The sequence below is a fragment of the Streptomyces cavernicola genome, assembly GCF_029968035.1.
Lineage (GTDB): Bacteria > Actinomycetota > Actinomycetes > Streptomycetales > Streptomycetaceae > Streptomyces > Streptomyces cavernicola.
In genome coordinates this window covers 1-21170 of the sequence record NZ_JASCIQ010000024.1, presented here as the reverse complement: position 1 = coordinate 21170, position 21170 = coordinate 1, and the positions used below count along the sequence as shown (strand labels likewise).

Genomic DNA, 21170 nt, shown 5'->3' with positions numbered 1-21170 from the left:
CATGACCATCGACGGTAATGCGGGTCACGGGGCGCCCCACTGGTTCGACGACGACGCGGGACCAGTGGTCCGTCCGTATGCCATGACGCGGGGCCGCACCACGAGCGAGGGCCAGCACCGCCTCGATCTGATCGCGGTCGTCGTCGCCGAGTCCGCGGTGGGCGACCGGGAGGCCGACCACACCCTGGCCCCCGAGCACGTCGACATCGTCGAGCTGTGCCGGGAGTCCCCGCAGTCGGTGGCCGAGCTGGCCTCCGAGCTGGATCTGCCGATCGGCGTGGTCCGGGTCCTGGTCGGCGACCTCGTCGCCCAGGACCTGGTGCACGTGACCCGCCCTGTCCCCCCGGCCGAACTGCCGGACGAGAGTATTCTGCGCGACGTGATCAACGGTCTGCGCGCGCTCTGAGACCACCGGTCCGCGCGTGCCCTGAGCAGGAGATCTCCGTGACGGGTACAGGCACAGCGGCAGGTTCGGACCCCGGCGGTACGGCGACGGGCTGGCAGTTCTGGATCGACCGCGGCGGCACGTTCACGGACGTCGTGGCGCGCCGCCCGGACGGCCGGCTTCTCACCCACAAGCTGCTCTCCGAGAACCCCGCCCGCTACCGCGACTCCGCGGTGGCGGGCATTCGCGCACTTCTGGACGTCCCGCTTGAGGACGCCCGGATCGACGCCGTACGGATGGGCACGACCGTCGCCACCAACGCCCTCCTGGAGCGCACGGGCGAGCCCACCGCACTCGTCGTCACCCGCGGTTTCCGGGACGCCCTGCGCATCGCCTACCAGAACCGCCCGCAGATCTTCGCCCGCGAGATCGTCCTGCCCGAACTGCTGCACGCGCGCGTGGTGGAGGTCGACGAGCGCATCGCCGCCGACGGGACCGTCCTCACCCCGCCCGACCTGGACCGCCTGGAGGCGGAGCTGCGCGGTGTGTACGACGACGGCATCCGGTCCCTCGCCGTGGTCTGCATGCACAGCCATCTGCACCCCGCGCACGAGCAGGCCGTCGGCCGCCTCGCCGCCCGCATCGGCTTCCCGCAGATCTCCCTGTCCAGCGAGGTCAGCCCGCTGATGAAGCTCGTCCCGCGCGGCGACACGGCCGTCGTGGACGCCTACCTGTCACCGGTCCTCCGGCGGTACGTCGACCAGGTCGCGGACCAACTCCGGGGCGTGCGGCTGATGTTCATGCAGTCCAACGGCGGGCTCGCCGAGGCCCACCAGTTCCGCGGCAAGGACGCCATCCTGTCCGGGCCCGCGGGCGGCATCGTCGGCATGGCCCTGATGTCGCGCCGCGCGGGCTTCGACAACGTCATCGGCTTCGACATGGGCGGCACCTCCACCGACGTCTCGCACTACGCGGGCGCGTACGAGCGGGTCTTCACCACCCAGATCGCGGGCGTGCGCCTGCGCGCCCCCATGCTGGACATCCACACCGTGGCCGCGGGCGGCGGCTCGGTCCTGCACTTCGACGGCAGCCGCTACCGCGTCGGCCCCGACTCGGCAGGCGCGGACCCGGGCCCCGCCTGCTACCGCGGCGGCGGCCCGCTCACCGTCACCGACGCCAACGTGATGCTCGGCCGCATCCAACCCGACCGCTTCCCACGGGTGTTCGGGCCGGACGGGGACCAGCCGCTGGATGCCGACCTGGTCCACGAGCGGTTCGCCGCGCTCGCCGCCGAGATCCGCGAGGCCACCGGCGACGACCGTACGCCCGAGCAGGTCGCCGAGGGCTTCCTGCAGATCGCCGTCAACAACATCGCGGGGGCGGTCAAGCGGATCTCGGTGCAGAAGGGCCACGACGTCACGCGGTACGCCCTCACGACGTTCGGCGGGGCGGGCGGCCAGCACGCCTGCGCCGTCGCCGACTCCCTGGGCATCAGCACCGTCCTCGTACCGCCCATGGCCGGCGTCCTGTCCGCGCTCGGCATCGGGCTCGCCGACACCACCGCCATGCGCGAGCAGTCCGTCGAGGCCGACCTGGAGGCCGAGTCGATGCCGCGCGTCGAGGAGACCGCCGCCGCCCTGGAGGAGGCCGCGCGGGCGGAGCTGCGCGCCGAGGACGTGCCCGAGGAGCGCATCCGCGTCGCCCGCCGCGCCCAACTCCGCTACGACGGCACCGACACCGCCCTCACCGTCGCCCTCGACACCGCCCAACCCGAGGCCATGCGGCGGGAGTTCGAGGACCGGCACCGGGCCACGTACTCCTTCACCCTGGCCCGGCCCATCGTCGTCGAGGCCCTCTCCGTAGAGGCCACCGGCCTGACCGAGCCGCCGGACCTGACCACGCTCACGGCACCACGCGCGCGTGGAGGCGAAAACCGGCACCACGCGCGCGTGCACATCGACGGCGCCCACCGCGAAGTCCCGCTGCACCGCCGTGAGGAAATCGCCGTCGGCGAACAGGTCGACGGGCCGGCGATCATCACCGAGGCCAATGCGACGACCGTCGTCGACCAGGGCTGGCGCGCCGCCGTGGACGACGAAGGACACCTGGTGCTGCGGCGGGTGCGCAGGGCCGAGGGCATCACAGCCGGCACCGAGGCCGACCCCGTGCTCCTCGAAGTCTTCAACAACCTCTTCATGTCCATCGCCGAACAGATGGGCGCCCGCCTGGAGTCCACCGCCCAGTCCGTAAACATCAAGGAGCGCCTCGACTTCTCCTGCGCTCTCTTCGACCCGGACGGCAACCTCGTCGCCAACGCCCCGCACATCCCTGTGCACCTGGGCTCGATGGGCACCAGCGTCAAGGAGGTCATCCGGCGCCGCCCCGAGATGCGCCCCGGCGACGCGTACGCCGTCAACGACCCGTACCACGGCGGCACCCACCTGCCCGACGTCACCGTCATCACCCCGGTCTTCGACACGGCGGGGGAACAGATCCTGTTCTACGTCGCCTCCCGCGGCCACCACGCCGAGATCGGCGGCATCGCCCCCGGCTCCATGCCCGCCGACAGCCGCCGCATCGAGGAGGAGGGTGTCCTCTTCGACAACTGGCTGCTCGCCGAGAACGGCCGCTTCCGCGAGCAGGAGACCCACGACCACCTCACGAGCGCCCCCTACCCGTCCCGCAACCCGGCCACCAACCTCGCCGACTTCCGCGCCCAGATCGCCGCCAACGCCAAGGGCGTCGAGGAGGTCGGCAAGATGATCGAGCACTTCGGACTCGACGTCGTGCAGGCCTATATGAAGCACGTCCAGGACAACGCCGAGGCCGCCGTCCGCCGCGTCGTCGACGCCCTCGACGACGGCTCCTACGCCTACGAGACCGACTCCGGCGCGGTCATCCGGGTCCGCGTCACCGTCGATCGCGCCGCCCGCTCCGCGACCGTCGACTTCACCGGCACGTCCGCGCAGCTGCCCGGCAACTTCAACGCCCCGTACGCGGTGGTCAACGCGGCCGTCCTGTACGTCTTCCGCACCCTCGTCGCCGACGACATCCCGCTCAACGACGGCTGCCTGCGCCCCCTCCGGATCGTCGTCCCGCCCGGCTCGATGCTGGCGCCCGAGCCGCCCGCAGCGGTCGTCGCCGGGAACGTGGAGACCTCGCAGGCCATCACGGGCGCCCTGTACGCGGCGCTCGGCGTGCAGGCCGAGGGGTCCGGCACGATGAACAACGTCACGTTCGGCAACGACCGCTTCCAGTACTACGAGACCGTGGCCTCCGGCTCAGGCGCGGGCGACGGCTTCCACGGGGCGCCCGTGGTGCAGACCCATATGACCAACTCCCGCCTCACCGACCCCGAGGTCCTGGAGTGGCGACTGCCCGTACTCCTGGAGGAGTTCGCGGTCCGCGCGGGCAGCGGTGGAAACGGGCGCACGCGCGGCGGCGACGGGGCGGTGCGCCGCATCCGCTTCCGCGAGGCCATGACCGTCTCCACCCTCTCCGGCCACCGCCGCGTGCCCCCCTACGGCATGGCGGGCGGCGAGCCGGGTGCCCTCGGCGCCAACCGAGTCGAGCGGGCCGACGGCACGACGGCGCGGTTGCAGGGCGCGGACTCGGCGGAGCTCGGCCCCGGCGACGTACTGGTCGTCGAGACGCCGGGCGGCGGGGGATACGGAACGCCCGGAGCCTGACCGCCCGTTCAGGCCGCACGGACCGGCGCGCACCGCAGCGCCCACCGACAGGAAAGCGCCCACCGACAGGAACCGGACGTACGGCATGACCTGCGGATCCGGCAGATCGGAGCGAAGCTCGCGAACTCGCCCACGCCCCCTGCATCGTTCCGGCCACGATCGACCTCCGGCGATGAAGCGGAATCAGGTCGCCGCTAGAGTCTGCTGCGGAACTCGCCCATGTCAGCGGAGAGTTCACCCCCGTAGGCAATGCTGGAGTGGAGACCAATGGCGATCCTCGGGCGCTCTCAGCGGCGCAAGGCCACCGTCGAACCGGTGACCCTGAAGATCCTCGTGGCCGGCGGCTTCGGCGTGGGCAAGACGACCCTCGTCGGCACGGTCAGCGAGATCAAGCCGCTGCGCACCGAGGAGGCCCTCACCGAGGCCGGCCGCCCCGTCGACGACACGGCGGGCGTGGAGACGAAGAGCACCACCACCGTCGCCATGGACTTCGGCCGCATCACGCTCCGCGAGGACCTCGTCCTGTACCTCTTCGGCACCCCCGGGCAGGATCGTTTCTGGTTCCTCTGGGACGAGCTGGCGCAGGGCTCCCTCGGCGCGGTCGTGCTGGCCGACACCCGCCGCCTGGAGGACTGCTTCGCCGCCGTCGACTACTTCGAGCGGCGCGGCCTGCCCTTCGCGATCGGCGTCAACTGCTTCGACGGCGCGGCCCGTTACCCGGAGGACATGGTCCGCCAGGCCCTCGACATAGACGAGCACGTCCCCGTCGTCCTCTGCGACGCCCGCGACCGCGAGTCCGTCAAGAACGTCCTCGTCACCGTCGTACGCCACGCCATGGCCCGCGCGACGGCCGCCCGCGAGCCGGCCACCAGCTGACCCGCGCCGCAGCGAGGCCGGAAGGCAACGGACTACGGCCCGTACCCCCGCCGACCGGGGTACGAGCCGCAGATCTCACCGACGCGGAGCGGAGGGGCTACTCGCCGTCCTCCAGCCAGCCGAAGCTGCGCTCCACCGCGCGGCGCCAGTTGCGGTACTCGCGGTCCCGCACCTCCTGCGCCATCCGCGGCTGCCACTCCGCGTCCTTCTGCCAGTGCGCCTTCAGCTCGTCCAGGTCGTTCCACACACCCGTGGCGAGCCCGGCCGCGTACGCCGCGCCCAGACAGGTCGTCTCGGACACCTTCGGGCGGACCACCGGCACGTCGAGCACGTCCGCCTGATGCTGCATGAGCAGGTTGTTCTTCGTCATGCCGCCGTCGACCTTCAGGGTCGTGATCTGCACGCCCGAGTCCTGGTACATGGCGTCGACGACCTCACGCGTCTGCCAGCTCGTCGCTTCGAGCACCGCGCGGGCGAGGTGCGCCTTCGTCACGTAACGGGTCAGTCCGGTTATCACGCCCCGCGCGTCCGACCGCCAGTACGGGGCGAACAGACCGGAGAACGCGGGCACCACGTACGCCCCGCCGTTGTCGTCGACGCTCGCCGCGAGCGGTTCGATCTCGTCGGGGCTCGCGATGATGCCGAGCTGGTCGCGCAGCCACTGCACGAGCGCGCCGGTGATCGCGATCGAGCCCTCCAGGCAGTAGACCGGGGCTTCGCCGCCGATCTGGTAGCCCATGGTCGTGAGCAGCCCGCTCTTCGACGGCACCGGCCGGTTCCCGGTGTTGAGCAGCAGGAAACTGCCCGTGCCGTACGTGTTCTTGGCGGTGCCCGTGTCGTAGCAGGCCTGCCCGAAGATCGCCGCCTGCTGGTCGCCGAGTGCGGACGCCACCGGCACCCCGGCGAGCTGGCCGACGGCCGTCCCGTACACCTCGGCGGAGGACCGGATCTCCGGCAGCATCGCCTCGGGCACGTTCATCGCCGAGAGGATCTGCCCGTCCCACTGAAGGGTCTCCAGGTTCATGAGCATGGTGCGGCCGGCGTTGGTGACGTCGGTGACGTGCACGCCGCCGTCGGTGCCGCCGGTGAGGTTCCAGATCAGCCAGGAGTCGATGGTGCCGAAGGCGATCTCGCCGCGCTCGGCACGGGTCCTGAGGCCCGGCACGTTGTCGAGCAGCCAGGCCGCCTTGGGCCCGGAGAAGTAGCTGGCGAGCGGAAGCCCTGTGGCGTCCCGGAACCGGTCCTGGCCGACGTCGCCACCGAGTTCGGTGCAGAGCGCGGACGTACGGGTGTCCTGCCAGACGATCGCGTTGTGCACGGGCTTGCCGGTCGCACGGTCCCACAGCACCGTGGTCTCGCGCTGGTTGGTGATGCCGAGGGCGCTCAGCTGCTCGGCCCGCAGGCCCGCCTTGGCGAGCGCGCCCGCGACGACGGCCTGCACCTTCGACCAGATCTCCGTCGCGTCGTGCTCCACCCAGCCGGGCTTGGGGAAGATCTGGCGGTGCTCACGCTGGTCGACGGCGACGATCGCGCCGTCCTGGTTGAAGATGATGCAGCGGCTCGACGTGGTGCCCTGGTCGATCGCGGCGACGAACTTGTCCGTCATGAAGTCCCCTTGTCCCCTTGGTTTGGTGCGCCCGGCTGGTGTGGTGTGCCCGGCGGGCTCAGAACGCGGCGTTGAAGACGATCCCGGACAGCGCGCCGCCGATCAGCGGGCCCACGACCGGGATCCAGGAGTAACTCCAGTCGGAGCCGCCCTTGTTGGGGATCGGGAGCAGGGCGTGCGCGATGCGCGGGCCGAGGTCGCGGGCGGGGTTGATGGCGTACCCGGTCGGACCGCCGAGCGAGAGGCCGATGCCGACCACCAGGAACGCGACGACGAGCGTGGCCGTGCCGGACTCGCCGAGGCCCTCGGTGAGGCCGAAGGCGAGGATCGGCAGGACGAGTCCGACGGTCGCGATGATCTCGGTGAGGAGGTTGGCGGTGGTGTTGCGGATCTCGGGCGCGGTCGAGAAGATCCCGAGCGTCGGCAGGGCCGTCTCCTTGTCGGCGTTGGCCTGGAACTGCGCGTAGTACGCCAGCCAGCAGAGCACCGCGCCGAGCACCGCGCCGATCATCTGCCCGAGGATGTACAGCGGGACCTGGCCCCACTTGCCGGTGTCGATGGCGATGCCCAGCGTCACCGCCGGGTTGAGGTGCCCGCCGGACAGCGGCCCGGCCGTGTAAGCCCCGGCCAGGACGCCGAAGCCCCAGCCGAACGCGATGACGACCCAGCCTGCCGACTTGGCCTTCGAGTGGTTGAGCGTGACGGCGGCGCAGACGCCGGCGCCGAACAGAATCAGGATCGCGGTGCCGATGATCTCACCGACGAGGACGTCACCGTTCGCGTACATGGCGGCTCCCTTGGCCCATGCCCGGGGCCTTGCGCCCCGGTCCTCCGTGCAGGGTGCGTGCGTGGCTACGTCGGCCGAAGGCAGGAGAGCCCATGAGGTTCCCCGGCCCCGCCCGGCGTCCGTGACGAGCGTGCCGTCGCAGCCGAATCGCCCCTGGGAAGTGGCCTGTTGCCGACCGCGAGACGCGCGGCGACCTCGGGCGACGCCATGCCGAAGTGCGGCGATGCCGACTGACACCCGGAAGTGTTCACCGGTGCTGTGACACCGTCAAGGTCACGGACGACAACGGTTCGCGTACGGGCGGAAGTTGGGCGGAAGCACACGTTCCGCCAGAACGGCCCGTAGCCGCGCCGTCCCGCTCAGGCCGTGGCCCGCCCGCTGCCGTGTTCGTCGAGCCGTATGCCGTACGGGGCCGCCGCGCCGGGGCCGTACGGGGACTCGTGCCGGGCGCGGCCCGGCACGGTGGCCGGCTCGCCGCGCGGCGGCGGCTCCTGGCGGGGCAGAGGCGTGCCGCGGCGGATGCGGTGGCCCTCGCTGCCCGCGCGGCCGACGACCCAACTCGCCCCGCGCAGCGCCTTCGCCGCCTGTTTCAGGGGCGCGAGCCAGGCCGCGGCCTGACGGTGGTCGGCGACCGTGCCGGGCGGGCAGTTCACCGTCGCCACCGACAACGTCACCTCGCGGCCGCCCGCCGACCAGGCCGCGTCGAGCACGGACGCCGCCACCGGCTCCAGGGCCTCGGGCGCGGCCAGGACCACGAAGTCGTCGCCCCCGATGTGCCCGACCCGCACCTGTGTCGCCCTGCCCGCGCCCGCCGACTCCGCGGCGACCGCCTTGAGCGCCGCGCCGACCTCCCGGATCAGCGTGTCGCCCGCCGCGAACCCGGCCCCGTCGTTGACCTGCTTGAAGTCGTCCACGTCCAGCCAGCTCAGCGCGAACCCCCTGCCCTGCGCGATCCACCGGTCGACCTCGGCCGTCACCGCGTCCGAACCGGGCAGCCTGGTCAGCGGGTTGAGCCCCGCCGCCTCCTCCACCCGGCTGTCCGCCAGGGTCCGCACCAGGTCGGCCAGGCGCACCACGCCCACGCACCGCCCGTCGCCGTCCACCACCGCCACGTCGTCCCCGGTACGGCTGCGCTCCCCGTCGGCGAGCAGGTCGAGGACCTCCCACGCCGTGGCGTCGACGCCGACGGTCAGCGGCTCGTCCGCGAGCCGCGCCGCGGGACGGTCCGCGTACAGGGCGTGCCCGTACCGCCCGGACAGGGAGAGCAGGAAGCGGTCCCGGTCCACCGCGCGTACGGGCACGCCGCGCGCGTTCACCAGGAGCACGCCGGAGACGTCGGGCGCGTCGGTGAGCAGCCCGCGCACCTGCCCGGCGGAAGCGCTCGCGGGCAGCAGTGCGGCGGGGCGCACGAACTGCCGTACGGGCGGGCCGGATTGGGGCGTGTCCGGGCTCGGCGCCGCCGCCTCCGGCACGTACACGTCGACGGCGGGCCTGCGCGTCGGCGGCGCGAACAGCTGGCCCTGCCCGAGCTGCGCCCCCGCCGCGAGCGCCGCCGCGCACTGCCGCTCGGTCTCCACGCCCTCGACGGCGAGCAGCGCGCCGAGCTCGTCGCACAGCGCCCGCATGGCGTGCACCGCCGCCGTCCTGGTCAGCAACGAGGCGTCCAGCTTGACGAGTTCGGGCGCGAGGTCGACGAGCAGCCGCAGCGGCGCGTCCCCGTCGCCGACCCCGTCCGCACAGATCCGGAACCCGTCGTCCCGCAGCGCGGCAACGCCCTCCAGGAGCGCGGGCTGCGGCACGTGTGTGAACGGCGGGCCGAGGTCGACGGTGACCTCCCAGGGCAGCCGCCCCGCCTCCATGACGGCGTCCCGCAGCGCGGCCAGCCCGCCGAGGTCGGCGACGGTGCCCGCGAACACGTTCACATGCAGCGGAAGCAGCGACTCCTGGCGGGCGGCGGCGCGCACCGCGAACGCGGCGAGCCGGCCGTCGAGTTCGGGGTCGCGCCGGGCCTCGGCGAGGACGTCGCCGGACTCGGGGCGGGCCAGTATCTCCTGTGCGGCGACGGCTCCGGTCGTCAGGCTGACGACGGGCTGGAAGGCGAAGCGGAGGGAGTCCGACCAGACAGGCACGACGACCATGATGTCCCGCCCGGACGCCTCCCGGACCCCAGTTCATGAGCTGTTCACGCAGCTTTTCCGCGCGGTCACTCTCCGTACGAACGAGGGGCCGGGGGCCGAGGCCGCAAGCCCCGGGCGGCCCTGCCCCGCCCGTCCTCACCTCACCGCACCGTCCTCACTTCCCTGCCCTCACCGGACCGCGATCACCGACGACCCGTGCCCGAACAGCCCCTGGTTGGCGGTGATGCCGACCCGCGCGCCCGGCACCTGCCGTGCCCCAGCCGTGCCGCGCAGCTGCTGCGTCAGCTCGCAGACCTGGGCGATGGCCTGGGCGGGCACGGCCTCCCCGAAGGACGCGAGGCCGCCGCTCACGTTGACCGGGATGCGGCCGCCGAGAGCCGTCGCGCCGTCCCTCAGCAGCTTCGCCGCCTCGCCCTCACCGCACAGCGCGAGGTCCTCGTACCACTGCAGTTCGAGCGCGGTCGACAGGTCGTACACCTCCGCGAGCGACAGCTCCTCCGGGCCGATGCCCGCCTCCTCGTACGCGGCGTGCGCGATCGCGGCGCGGAACGGGCGCGCGGGCGGGGCGACGGCGGCCGCTGAATCGGTCGCGATGTCCGGCAGGTCGAGCACGGTCTGCGGATACTCCGGCGTCACCGTCGACACCGCGCGGATCCGCACCGGGTCCGCCGCACCGTGCCGGCGCGCGAAGTCGAGGCTGGACAGGACGAGCGCCGCCGCCCCGTCCGAGGTGGCGCAGATGTCGAGCAGCCGCAGCGGATCGGCGACGACCGCGGAAGCCGCCACTTCTTCTGTAGTGACGGTTTTGCGGTAGCGGGCGTTCGGGTTGAGCGCGCCCATGGCCGCGTTCTTCACCTTGACCTGTGCGAAGTCGGCGAGCGTGTCGCCGTGCACGGCCATCCGCCGGCGCGCGTACAGCCCGAAGTAGGCCGGATTGGTCGCGCCGAGCACCCGGAACCGCAGCCAGTCGGGGTCGTCCTTGCGGTCCCCTCCGGCGGGCCGGAAGAACCCCTTCGGCGCCGCGTCCGCACCCACCACGAGCACCACGTCCGCGAGCCCCGCGAGGATCTGCGTGCGCGCGGTCTGCACGGCCTGCGCGCCCGAGGCGCACGCCGCGTACACGCTGGTGACGCGCGCCCCCTGCCAGCCGAGCGCCTTGGCGAAGGTCGCGCCGGACACGTACCCGGGATAGCCGCCGCGCACGGTGTCCGCGCCGACGATCGAGCCCACGTCCCGCCAGTCCACGCCGGCGTCCGCGAGCGCGTCCCGCGCCGCCTTCACGCCGTACTCGACGAAGCTGCGGCCCCACTTGCCCCACGGGTGCATCGCGGCGCCGAGCACCGCCACGTCACGCGCGCTCATCGCTCGTCCACCGGCTTCCAGTGCCAGGTCGTCCACGTGGTGTCCGCGTCCTCGTTCAGGACGCCCGGCACGGCCTCCACCTCCATGCCGACGGCGAGCTGCCCCGGCGTCACCCCGGGCACGGCCTGCCCGAGCACCACGAGCCGCTCGGCCTCCAACTCGACCGCGACGAGCGTGTACGGCTCCCACTCCCGCTCCGGATCCGACACATAGGGCGCGGGCGGGCGATAGCGCCCGTCGGTGTACGACCAGACGCGCCCCCGCTTCGACAGCGGCGCCTCGACCAGCTCCCCGCCCGCGCATCCCGGGTTGCGGCAGTACGTGTCCTCGCGCGGGAAGAAGACCGACCCGCAGGCCGCGCAGCGCGTCCCGAGCAGGCGGAAGCCGTCGCCCTCCCCACTGAACCAATCGGCCACGACCGGTGTCCGCTGACGCGTCAAGGTCCCTCCCCGGCACTGGATCCCATGATCCCACTCGATCTGACGGAACGTCAGAACTGTTTGTGGCTCGCAGTGTGCCACGCCCGGCCGCACACCGACAGAGGCGGAAACCGCCTCACGCGCGGTGCCCGCTCAACGACCTTCGCGCCACCGGAAAGTCGAAGTACGTGTCGGGGAACAGCTCCGGCTTGTACGTGAAGTGCCACCACTCCTCAGGCAGGTTGACGAATCCCCGCTCGGCGAGCACGCCCCGCAGCAGGTCCCGGTTGGCGCGCTGCTCGCCCGTGACCCTCGGGTCGTCCGTGTGCGACAGAGTGTCGAAGCAGTCGAACCCGGTACCCATGTCCACGGAGTTGTCCGGGAAACGCTCGCCCTGCGGCGCGTAACACGGCACCAGGGGCTCGCCCGGCACATAGGGGCGCGTGGGCACGGCCGGCAGCTTCACCACGGTCAGGTCCACGGTCGAGCCGCGGCTGTGCCCGGACTTCTCCGCGATGTAACCGTCAGCGAACAACCTCGACTTGTCGACCTGCGGATAGAACTCCGGCTTCATCCGCTCGTCGTCCAGGTCCTTCGCCCAGCGTACGAAGTGGTCCACGGCGCGCTGCGGCCGGTAACAGTCGTACACCTTCAGGGAGTAGCCCCCGGACAGCAGCTTCTGCTGCGCCTTGTGGAGGGCCTTCGCGGCCGGCTCGGTGAGGATGCACATCGGCTTGCTGTAGCCGTCGATCGGCTCGCCCACGAAGTTGTGCGGCGTGGTGTATCTGATCTCCTGCAGGATCGTCGGATCCACGTCCTGCAGCGCCACGAACGCGTCGGGCGCCTTGGGCTCGGATTCCGCCTGCACGGACTGCGGCGCACTGGTGAACGCCAGCGCGGTGACGGCGGCGACGGTGAGAACACGGAGCAAGGAGGTCGGCTTCATGGCCTTCATCTATCAGCTGGGCACGGTGCCCGAAAGACGGTCGGCCGCCTCCGCAAATTTCAGCCCCTCCGGCGTTTGAGATGGGGGAGGGGGCCCGGGGGCTGGCCCCCGAAGCCGTCCGCAGGACTTTCGGGAAGGGGCGGGGAGGGGAAAACCCCCGGACCGCGGCCCCGCGCCACAACACCCAGCCCACCGCACCGTGAGTCGGATCGGATTCGGATACCCTCCGCCCGTGCAAACCGAGCAGCAACTCCAACTCCCCACCCCCCGCCCCGAGAAGGGCTCGCACTGCGCAAGCTGCGGGACCCCGTACGCGCCCCGCACCCCCTGGCCCCGCCGCTGCACCACCTGCGGCGACACCGCCTACCGCAACCCACTGCCGGTCGCGGTCGCACTCCTCCCGGTCCGGGACGCCGAGCGCACAGGCCTGGTCGTCATCACCCGCGCCATCGAACCCGCCCGCGGCACCCTCGCCCTGCCCGGCGGATTCATCGACCACCGCGAGGACTGGCGGCACGCCGTCGTCCGTGAACTCGCCGAGGAGACCGGCATCGAGGCACACGCGGACGAGGTCCGCCTGGCCGACGCCCTCAGCTCCCCGGACGGCCACCTTCTCCTCTTCGGACTCCTCCCGCCCCGCCCGGCCGACGCCTTGCCCGAGCCCACACCCACGGACGAGACGTACGGCTGGGAGATCCTGACGGCCCCACGCGAACTCGGCTTCCCGCTGCACACGTTGGCTGCCCGCAGGTGGTTCGACGGGGCGTACTGAAGCGGCACGCGCGCGTGGGGGAGGGACGCGGCGCTCACCCCCCGTCCCCCAATCCCCGCACCCGTACCCCCTCAGTGACCTCCCGCAACTCCCCGTCCCCGCAGTCCCGTTCGACCACCACCCGGTCCCGGCCCTCGCGACGCGTCACATACCGCTCGACCTCCGGCAGCTCCCACCCGTCGCCCGCGTCCCGCACCACAAGACCCGACCCCGTACGCCCCCGGGCCGGCGCCCACACCTCCAGCTCCAGGCCCCCGTCCGCGCCCCGCACCGGCAGCACGGAACCGGCCCGCGCAAGCACCGGCACCCGCGACAGCGGCGCATCGAGCAGCACCTGCCCCGGCCCCTCGTACGCCCGTCCAGTCGTCGTGTCGTACCAGCGCCCCCGCGGCAACCGCACCGCACGCCGCGTCGCCCCCGGCTCCAGCACAGGCGCCACCAACAGCGCGTCCCCCACCAGAAACGCGTCCTCGCAGTCCCGCAGCGCACGCTCTTCCGGAGCCGCCCACCAGAGCGGCCGCACATAAGGCGCCCCGGTCCGCTGCGCCAGATGCGAAAGCGTCACCCAATAGGGGAGGAGCCTGCGCCGCTCATCAAGCACCACGCGCGCGTGCCGCAGAACCTCAGGACCGAACTCCCACGGCTCCCTGCGCCCCGCCCAGCGCGCCGCATGCGTACGGAACAGCGGCAGAAAAGCGCCCAGTTGGAGCCACCGCAGATACAGCTCGGGCGACGGACTCCCGTCGAACCCGCCCACATCCGGACCGGAGTACGGCACACCGCACAGCCCCAGACCGAGCACGAGCGAAAGCGACGCCCGAAGCCCCGGCCAGCCCGTCGCCACGTCCCCCGACCACGTACCGCCATAGCGCTGCAGCCCCACCCAGCCGGACCGCGAGAACAGGAACGGCCGCTCCTCCGGACGCAGCCGGCGCAGCCCCTCATCGGCCGCCTGAGCCATGCACAGGCCGTACACGTTGTGCGCCTCGCGATGGTCGCCGCCGCGGCCCTCCAGCGCGTGCCGTGACGACCGCGGCAGCGTCCGATCGCCGAACGCCCCGAACGACACCGGCTCGTTCATGTCGTGCCAGAACCCGGCGAAGCCCTGCCCCAGGCGCTCCTCGTAGAGCCCGCCCCACCACCGCCGCACCCGGGGCGACGTGAAGTCCGGATACACCGACTCACCCGCCCACACCAGCCCCTCGACGACCCGCCCCCGCGCATCCCGTACGAACGCGTCCGCGGCACGCCCCGACGCGTACACCTCGTCGGCGGGGTCCGCCTTCACCGCCGGATCCACGATCGACACGAGGCGCACCCCCTCCTCGGCCAGATCCTTGGCCAGCACCGGCAGATCCGGAAACCGCTCCCGGTCGACCGTGAAAACCCGATGAGAGTCGAAGTGATCGATGTCCAAGTGCAGTGCACTCAGCGGAATTTCATGATCCAGACAGCCCGCGACAACCCGCCGCACCTCCCGCTCACTGCCGAACCCCCACCGCGCGTGCTGATATCCGAGCGCCCAGGAAGGCGGCACAGCCGGGGACCCCGTCAACGACGCGAAAACCTGCAGGACACGCGCGGGAGCACCGACCACCACCCAGCACCTGAGCGGCCCCCCGTCCATCCGCAGCTCACTGCACCCCGCACGGTCGTGCCCCGAACCCGCACCCTCCGCACCCTCCCGGAGGGTCACCGACCCGTCCCACGTGTTGTCGTGGAACACCAGATGCGTGCCCGCGTCGGCCACCACCATCTGCACCGGCATCGTCAACGACAACGGATCGTCCTGCGGCCCGAACGACCCCGCAGGATCGGTGTTCCACAGCCGGTACGAGCCGTCCCGGAGCCGCGGCCCGCCCGCCCGGCCGCCAAGCCCGAAGAACCGCGCGTCCGCCGCCACCTCGGACCGCTGCAGCCACCGCGCCGGCCCCCCGGCGACCGGCTCCCACCAGCGCGGCGGCAGATCCCTGCGCAGCACCACACCGCCCGGCGTGCGCACCTCCACGGCGCCGTGCCGGGACACCACGACCGTCACCCGCTCCGAGACGACCCGCCAGCCGCCCTCCTTGTCCGGCTCCAGGACCGCCCGCGGATCCGCCTCGGGCCCCGCACCGACCACCGCGTACGACGGCTCGGGCCCGGCCCCGTCCCAGCCCCAGAACACCGCCCCGCCGGCCGTCACCCGCACCCGCAGCTCCGCCCGCGCGAAACTGATCACCCCGCCGCCAGGACCCGGCTCCACACCCGTCACGGCCCCCGGCACCCGCGCCCGCTCCGCGCCTCTGCGCGGCAACCCCGCCGCATCCGCCCGACTGCGCCGCCACGCCGACCGCACCGCACGCCACCCACGCGCGGGACCCACCACCGAAACCGCCTTCACCGACCGCACCAGGCCTTGACCGTTCATGCAGCTCAGCCTGCCAGTACGCGCGCGTGCGGGGTGAGGCGTTCATCCGCCGTTCACCTGTGGCCGGACCACACCTTCACGGCCCGAACTATGGGGGCCCCGCCCTGGTGCAGATATCGATCACGTGGCATCGTCCACCTCAGCCGCGTCACGCGCACCACCCCAGCCGTGCGCGTGCCGGACGCACACACCGCGTACAGCTTGGGAGTCGCCCGATGTCCACCGCCGCCCCGCAGCCGCAGCCCCTCTGGCAGCCCGGACCCGCCCGCGTCGAAGCCGCCGCGATCACCCGATTCCAGACCTGGGCCGCAGAACGCCACGGCGCCCCGGCGGACGGCGGCTACGAGGCACTGCACCGCTGGTCGGTGGAGCACCTGGAGACCTTCTGGGAAGCAGTCGTCGAATGGTTCGACATCCGCTTCTCCACCCCCTACGCGCGCGTGCTCGGCGACCGCACCATGCCCGGCGCCCAGTGGTTCCCCGGCGGCGCCCTCAACTACGCCGAGCACGCCCTGCGCACCGCCGCCGACCGCCCCGACGCCCCCGCGCTCCTCGCCGTCGACGAGACCCACGAGACCCGCACCGTCACCTGGGCCGAACTCCGCCGCCAGGTCGGCTCCCTCGCCGCCGAACTCCGCACCCTCGGCGTCCGCCCCGGCGACCGCGTCTCCGGCTACCTGCCGAACATCCCCGAGGCCGCCGTCGCCCTCCTCGCCACCGCCGCCGTCGGCGCCGTCTGGACCTCCTGCGCCCCCGACTTCGGCGCCCGCAGCGTCCTCGACCGCTTCCAACAGGTCGAACCCGTCGTCCTGTTCACCGTCGACGGCTACCGCTACGGCGGCAAGGAGCACGACCGCCGCGACACCGTCGCCGAACTCCGCAGCGAACTGCCCACCCTGCGCGCCGTCGTGCACATCCCCCTGCTCGGCACCGAAGCCCCCGAAGGCGCCCTCGAGTGGTCCGCCCTCACCGCGGCCGACACCGACCCCGTCTTCGAGCAGGTCCCCTTCGACCACCCCCTGTGGGTCCTCTACTCCTCCGGCACCACCGGCCTCCCCAAGGCCATCGTCCAGTCCCAGGGCGGCATCCTCGTCGAGCACTTCAAGCAGCTCGGCCTGCACTGCGACCTCGGCCCGGACGACCGCTTCTTCTGGTACACCTCCACCGGCTGGATGATGTGGAACTTCCTCGTCTCCGGCCTCCTCACCGGCACCACCGTCGTCCTCTACGACGGCAGCCCCGGCTACCCCGAGACCGGCGCCCAGTGGTCCGTCGCCGAACGCACCGGCGCCACCCTCTTCGGCACCTCCGCCGCATACGTCATGGCCTGCCGCAAGGCCGACGTCCACCCCGCCCGCGACCACGACCTGTCCAAGGTCAAGTGCGTCGCCACCACCGGCTCCCCGCTCCCGCCCGACGGCTTCCGCTGGCTCCACGACGAGTTTGCCGACAGCGGGGCCGACCTCTGGATCGCCTCCGTCAGCGGCGGCACCGACGTCTGCTCCTGCTTCGCCGGCGCCGTCCCCACCCTCCCCGTGCACATCGGCGAACTCCAGGCCCCCTGCCTCGGCACCGACCTCCAGGCCTGGGACCCCCAGGGCAAACCCCTCACCGAAGAGGTCGGCGAACTCGTGGTCACCAACCCCATGCCGTCCATGCCGATCCACTTCTGGAACGACCCCGACGGCAGCCGCTACCACGACAGCTACTTCGACACCTACCCCGGCGTCTGGCGCCACGGCGACTGGATCACCCTCACCTCGCGCGGCTCCGTGATCATCCACGGCCGCTCCGACTCCACCCTCAACCGCCAGGGCGTACGCATGGGTTCGGCCGACATCTACGAAGTCGTCGAACGCCTCCCGGAGATCCGCGAGTCCCTCGTCATCGGCGCCGAACAGCCCGACGGCGGCTACTGGATGCCCCTCTTCGTCCACCTCGCCCCCGGCGCCACCCTCGACGACGCCCTGCGCACCAAGATCAAGCAGACCATCCGCGCCGAGCTCTCCCCGCGCCACGTCCCCGACGAGATCATCGAGGTCCCCGGCATCCCGCACACCCTCACCGGCAAGCGCATCGAGGTTCCGGTCAAGCGCCTCCTCCAGGGCACACCCCTGGAAAAGGCGGTCAACCCCGGCTCCGTCGACAACCTCGACCTCCTCCGCTTCTACGCTGAGCTGGCCCGAACCCGCAGCTGACCGAGCCCGAGCCCGACCGCATTGTCAGTCCCCCTCGTTACGGTGAGTGAGCATCGTTCGACACCGTCCACGGGGGACCCCATGGCACACGCCAAGCAAGACACCATGCGCCGCGCCCTGCGCCGCGAAGTCGCCGGCACCATCGGCCTGTTGACCGACGCCGAGGACTTCGCGGCCATGCGCCGCTACCGCACCTTCACCTTCCACGACCACACGACGTACCTCCGCGAGGTGGAGCACCTGCTCCGCACCCTCGCCGCCGAGGGCAAACACACCACGCTCGCACTCTTCGACCCCGAGGAGTACGAACACTTCTGCACCGAAACCGGCCTCGACCCCGACAGCCCCGACGGCCGCACGCACTTCACAGCCGAACTCGCCGCAGCGGGCCCCACGGTCACCTACGACGGACGCCCACTCAGCGACATCGTCCCCGACCTGATCGACGAAACCCTCCGCCACTCCACCGTGGAGTACGGCGAACGCCTCCTGGCCGACACGGGCCGCTGCGCCGACTGCGGCGAGGACATCGGCGTCGCTGCCTTCACCCGCGCCGCCGTCCTGCTGAGCCGCATCCTCGACACCGGCAGCCCCGGCACCCAACACATCGTCTGCAGCGTCACGTTGGACACCACCCCGCTCCTCGGCTCCCTGCACGCCGAGCGCACCCCGGACGGCCTGCTGCACCTGGACGAGAGCGAAGCCCTCGAAGTCACCACGGTCCTCGCCGTAGGCATCGCCACCCAGAGTCCGGGCGGCCTCGTCCAACGCACCACGACACCCGACCGACCCGACCGCGTCTGCGGCTGGCGCCTCAGCGGCGAACGCCTGACACCCCTCACAGAAGCCCAGGTCTTCGACGCCTACTGCACGGACGCCCACACCGGCGACCCCGTCCCACCGGAACCGGGCCTCGACTACGCCCAGGCCCCCGACCTCGGTCCGTACGACGACCCCCACGCCCACTGACCGACCCCGACAACGCGTGCGGGTGCCCCACCGAAGTGGGACACCCGCACGCACACAACGATCAGCCGGCATCCGGCCGTTCGCTCACTCCCCGGACAGCACCGCCTGCGCGGCGGCCCGCGCCTCGTCGGCGGAGTCCGCAGCCCGAGCGGCAGCCGCAGCCCGCTCACACTGCGCCAGCGTGTACTTCGCCAGCGTCGCCCGCACATACGGAATGGATGCCGCACCCATGGAAAGGGAGGTGACCCCAAGACCGGTCAGCACACACGCGAGCACCGGGTCGGACGCGGCCTCGCCACAGACACCGCAGCTCTTCCCCTCGGCCCTGGCCGCCTCGGCGGACAGCGACACCAGGTCGAGCAGCGCCGGCTGCCACGGATCCTGCAGCCGCGACACCGCACCGACCTGCCGGTCGGCCGCGAAGGTGTACTGCGCGAGGTCGTTGGTCCCCAGCGAAAGGAACTCGACCTCCTGCAGAATCGACCGAGCCCGCAGCGCGGCCGACGGAATCTCCACCATCGCGCCGAACTTCGCCTGCAGCCCGGCCGCCCGACAGGCGTCGGCGAACGCCTTGGCGTCCAGCCGGTCCGCCACCATCGGCGCCATGACCTCGAGGTACACCGGCAGCCCCTCGGCCGCCTTGGCCAGCGCCGTCAACTGCGTACGCAGCACCTCGGGGTGGTCGAGCAGCGTCCGCAGACCCCGCACGCCCAGCGCCGGGTTCGGCTCGTCGGCCGGCGTCAGGAAGTCCAGCGGCTTGTCGGCGCCCGCATCCAGCACACGCACGACGACCCGCCCCTCGGGGAACGCCTCGAGCACCTGCCGGTACGCCTCGACCTGCTTCTCCTCGGACGGCGCCTTCTGACTGTCGTCCAGGAACAGGAACTCGGTCCGGAAGAGCCCCACACCCTCAGCACCGGCCTCGACCGCCGCCGGCACGTCGGAGGGACCACCCACGTTGGCGAGCAGCGGCACCTTGTGACCGTCGGACGTCGCACCAGGCCCGGTCGAAGCAGCCAGAGCAGCCTTGCGCTCCTCGGCCTGCTTCTCCAACTCCGCCTGCTTCTCGGCACTCGGGCTCACGAAGATCTCACCCGTGCTGCCGTCCACCGCCACCACAGCGCCCTCAGCCAGCTCACAGGCCCCGGGCAGCGCCACCACAGCAGGCACACCGAGTGCCCGCGCGAGAATCGCACTGTGACTGGTCGGCCCGCCTTCCTCGGTCACGAACCCGAGCACCAGCGTCGGGTCGAGCAGAGCGGTGTCCGCCGGCGCGAGATCCCGCGCGATCAGCACGTACGGCTCGTCGCTGTCGGGCACACCCGGCATCGGCACGCCGAGCAGCCGCGCCACGATCCGGTTCCGCACGTCATCGAGGTCGGCCACCCGACCCGCCATGTACTCACCCGCACCCGCGAGCAGCTCGCGGTAGTGCGAGAACGCGTCGTAGATACCGCGCTCGGCGGTGCTCCCGACGGCGATCCGCCGATCCACGTCGGCGATCAGCTCCGGGTCCTGCGCGATCATGGCCTGTGCCTCGAGCACGGCCTGCGCTTCACCGCCGGCCAGATTGCCGCGCGCATTCAGATCGGCAGCGACTGCCTCGACCGCCTGACGGGCGCGCCCCTGTTCGCGCTCCGCCTCCTCGGCCGGAATCTGCTTCGCCGGCGGCTCGAGGACCGCGGTCCCCATGTGCCGTACCTCGCCGATCGCCACACCGTGGCTCACGCCGACGCCTCGCAGCGTTGTCTCCATTTCACCCGTCTCCGATAGATGCGGCGGTGCACCCCGCCGCGATGGATGTCGTACCTGCGGCCCAGTTACGGGCTGACGTCACTGCCAGCTGAAGAGCTCGTCGCCGTCCTTGACGTCGCCGTCCTCTACGACATTGGAGAGGGATTCGGCCGTGGCCTCGAGCGCCACGATCGGGCACACCGGGGACTTACCGGCGGCCTCGACGCCGGCCGGGTTCCAACGCACGATCGCCTGACCGCGCTGCACGGTGTCCCCCTTGTTCACGAGGAGCTCGAACCCCTCGCCGTTGAGCTGCACGGTGTCGATGCCCAGATGCGTCAGCACACCGTGACCCTCTTCGTCCACTACGACGAAGGCGTGCGGGTGAAGAGATACGACGATGCCGGCGACGGGAGCAACGGCCTCCGAAGGCTCGCGCGCGGGATCAATCGCCGTACCGGGTCCCACCATCGCGCCGGAGAACACCGGGTCGGGCACTGCGCTCAGCCCGATTGCACGTCCAGCAAGAGGGGACGTCACGGTCGTCATGGGGAGCCTCCCAGGGGTGGAGATTCATTAGCGCCGTCACTACCTGTCCACGACAGCGCACTGTTCAGAAGCGTAAGTCATATGAAGTCCCGGTTCCGCACAACTGGTCCCAGTTGGCAGGCGTACGACGTACCGCCGTGGATTTGCCTCCACTATCAGCGACATGTACTGTCGGGTCCCTGCCTGAGGTCGCACAGCGCGCCAAGCGTCCAAAGCCTCGGCGGCATCCTCATCAAGCTCGATCCTATCCATGGATCCGCTTCTGCATGCTCGCGGAGGCATGGTCAGGGAGAAGGGAAGGCCTGATGCCGGAATTCAATTCCGGGGGTC

15 protein-coding genes are annotated in these 21170 nt (G+C 71.8%); 6 read left to right on the top strand and 9 right to left on the bottom strand.

Features of this window, described 5'->3' with window-relative positions:
• Position 1 precedes the first annotated feature (1 nt).
• The 3 genes from QIS96_RS22310 to QIS96_RS22300 all read left to right on the top strand — a co-directional run bounded on the left by QIS96_RS22310 (position 2) and on the right by QIS96_RS22300 (position 4950).
• Positions 2–406, top strand: a complete 405-nt coding sequence (locus QIS96_RS22310; RefSeq protein ID WP_282544465.1) for a DUF742 domain-containing protein — start codon at positions 2–4, stop codon at positions 404–406.
• A 38-nt stretch (positions 407–444) separates the two neighbouring features.
• The gene (locus QIS96_RS22305; protein WP_282544464.1) at positions 445–4074 is read left to right on the top strand and encodes a hydantoinase B/oxoprolinase family protein; all 3630 of its coding nucleotides are present in this window, start codon (positions 445–447) and stop codon (positions 4072–4074) included.
• A 267-nt stretch (positions 4075–4341) separates the two neighbouring features.
• Complete coding sequence (locus tag QIS96_RS22300; protein WP_282544463.1) at positions 4342–4950, top strand: GTP-binding protein; 609 nt, start codon at positions 4342–4344, stop codon at positions 4948–4950.
• 97 nt (positions 4951–5047) lie between these two features.
• Here the strand turns inward: QIS96_RS22300 and glpK are convergent, their stop codons facing one another.
• The 6 genes from glpK to QIS96_RS22270 form a co-directional block, all read right to left on the bottom strand.
• Positions 5048–6556: a glycerol kinase GlpK gene (gene glpK / locus QIS96_RS22295; RefSeq protein ID WP_282544462.1), complete on the bottom strand. Its 1509-nt coding sequence runs from the start codon at positions 6554–6556 to the stop codon at positions 5048–5050.
• A 58-nt stretch (positions 6557–6614) separates the two neighbouring features.
• Positions 6615–7343 carry an MIP/aquaporin family protein gene (locus QIS96_RS22290; protein ID WP_282544461.1) on the bottom strand — a complete coding sequence of 243 codons (729 nt, stop codon included), beginning with the start codon at positions 7341–7343 and terminating at the stop codon, positions 6615–6617.
• Between the two features lie 359 nt (positions 7344–7702).
• Positions 7703–9481, bottom strand: a complete 1779-nt coding sequence (locus QIS96_RS22285; RefSeq protein WP_408907236.1) for an EAL domain-containing protein — start codon at positions 9479–9481, stop codon at positions 7703–7705.
• A gap of 168 nt (positions 9482–9649) precedes the next feature.
• The gene (locus tag QIS96_RS22280) at positions 9650–10843 is read right to left on the bottom strand and encodes a lipid-transfer protein (RefSeq protein WP_282544459.1); all 1194 of its coding nucleotides are present in this window, start codon (positions 10841–10843) and stop codon (positions 9650–9652) included.
• Positions 10840–11283 (bottom strand): Zn-ribbon domain-containing OB-fold protein, encoded by a 444-nt coding sequence (locus QIS96_RS22275; protein ID WP_282544458.1) that lies wholly within the window; start codon positions 11281–11283, stop codon positions 10840–10842. The genes QIS96_RS22280 and QIS96_RS22275 overlap by 4 nt, the downstream gene beginning before the upstream one ends.
• Before the next feature lie 115 nt (positions 11284–11398).
• Positions 11399–12217, bottom strand: a complete 819-nt coding sequence (locus tag QIS96_RS22270) for a M15 family metallopeptidase (RefSeq protein WP_282544457.1) — start codon at positions 12215–12217, stop codon at positions 11399–11401.
• Between the two features lie 223 nt (positions 12218–12440).
• Between QIS96_RS22270 and QIS96_RS22265 the strand changes: the two genes are divergently transcribed.
• On the top strand, positions 12441–12980 hold the full coding sequence (locus QIS96_RS22265) for an NUDIX domain-containing protein (protein ID WP_282544456.1): 540 nt from the start codon (positions 12441–12443) through the stop codon (positions 12978–12980).
• A gap of 34 nt (positions 12981–13014) precedes the next feature.
• Here QIS96_RS22265 and QIS96_RS22260 read toward each other — a convergent pair whose 3' ends face one another.
• Positions 13015–15390 carry a glycoside hydrolase family 31 protein gene (locus tag QIS96_RS22260; RefSeq protein ID WP_282544455.1) on the bottom strand — a complete coding sequence of 792 codons (2376 nt, stop codon included), beginning with the start codon at positions 15388–15390 and terminating at the stop codon, positions 13015–13017.
• 215 nt (positions 15391–15605) lie between these two features.
• Between QIS96_RS22260 and QIS96_RS22255 the strand changes: the two genes are divergently transcribed.
• Complete coding sequence (locus QIS96_RS22255) at positions 15606–17588, top strand: acetoacetate--CoA ligase (protein ID WP_282544454.1); 1983 nt, start codon at positions 15606–15608, stop codon at positions 17586–17588.
• Between the two features lie 81 nt (positions 17589–17669).
• Positions 17670–18557 carry a hypothetical protein gene (locus tag QIS96_RS22250; protein ID WP_282544453.1) on the top strand — a complete coding sequence of 296 codons (888 nt, stop codon included), beginning with the start codon at positions 17670–17672 and terminating at the stop codon, positions 18555–18557.
• Between the two features lie 84 nt (positions 18558–18641).
• On the opposite strand, the gene ptsP is transcribed toward QIS96_RS22250, so the two are convergent.
• Complete coding sequence (ptsP, locus tag QIS96_RS22245; protein WP_282544452.1) at positions 18642–20312, bottom strand: phosphoenolpyruvate--protein phosphotransferase; 1671 nt, start codon at positions 20310–20312, stop codon at positions 18642–18644.
• Positions 20313–20390: 78 nt separating this feature from the next.
• Positions 20391–20840 (bottom strand): PTS sugar transporter subunit IIA, encoded by a 450-nt coding sequence (locus QIS96_RS22240; RefSeq protein WP_282544451.1) that lies wholly within the window; start codon positions 20838–20840, stop codon positions 20391–20393.
• Positions 20841–21170: the final 330 nt, after the last annotated feature.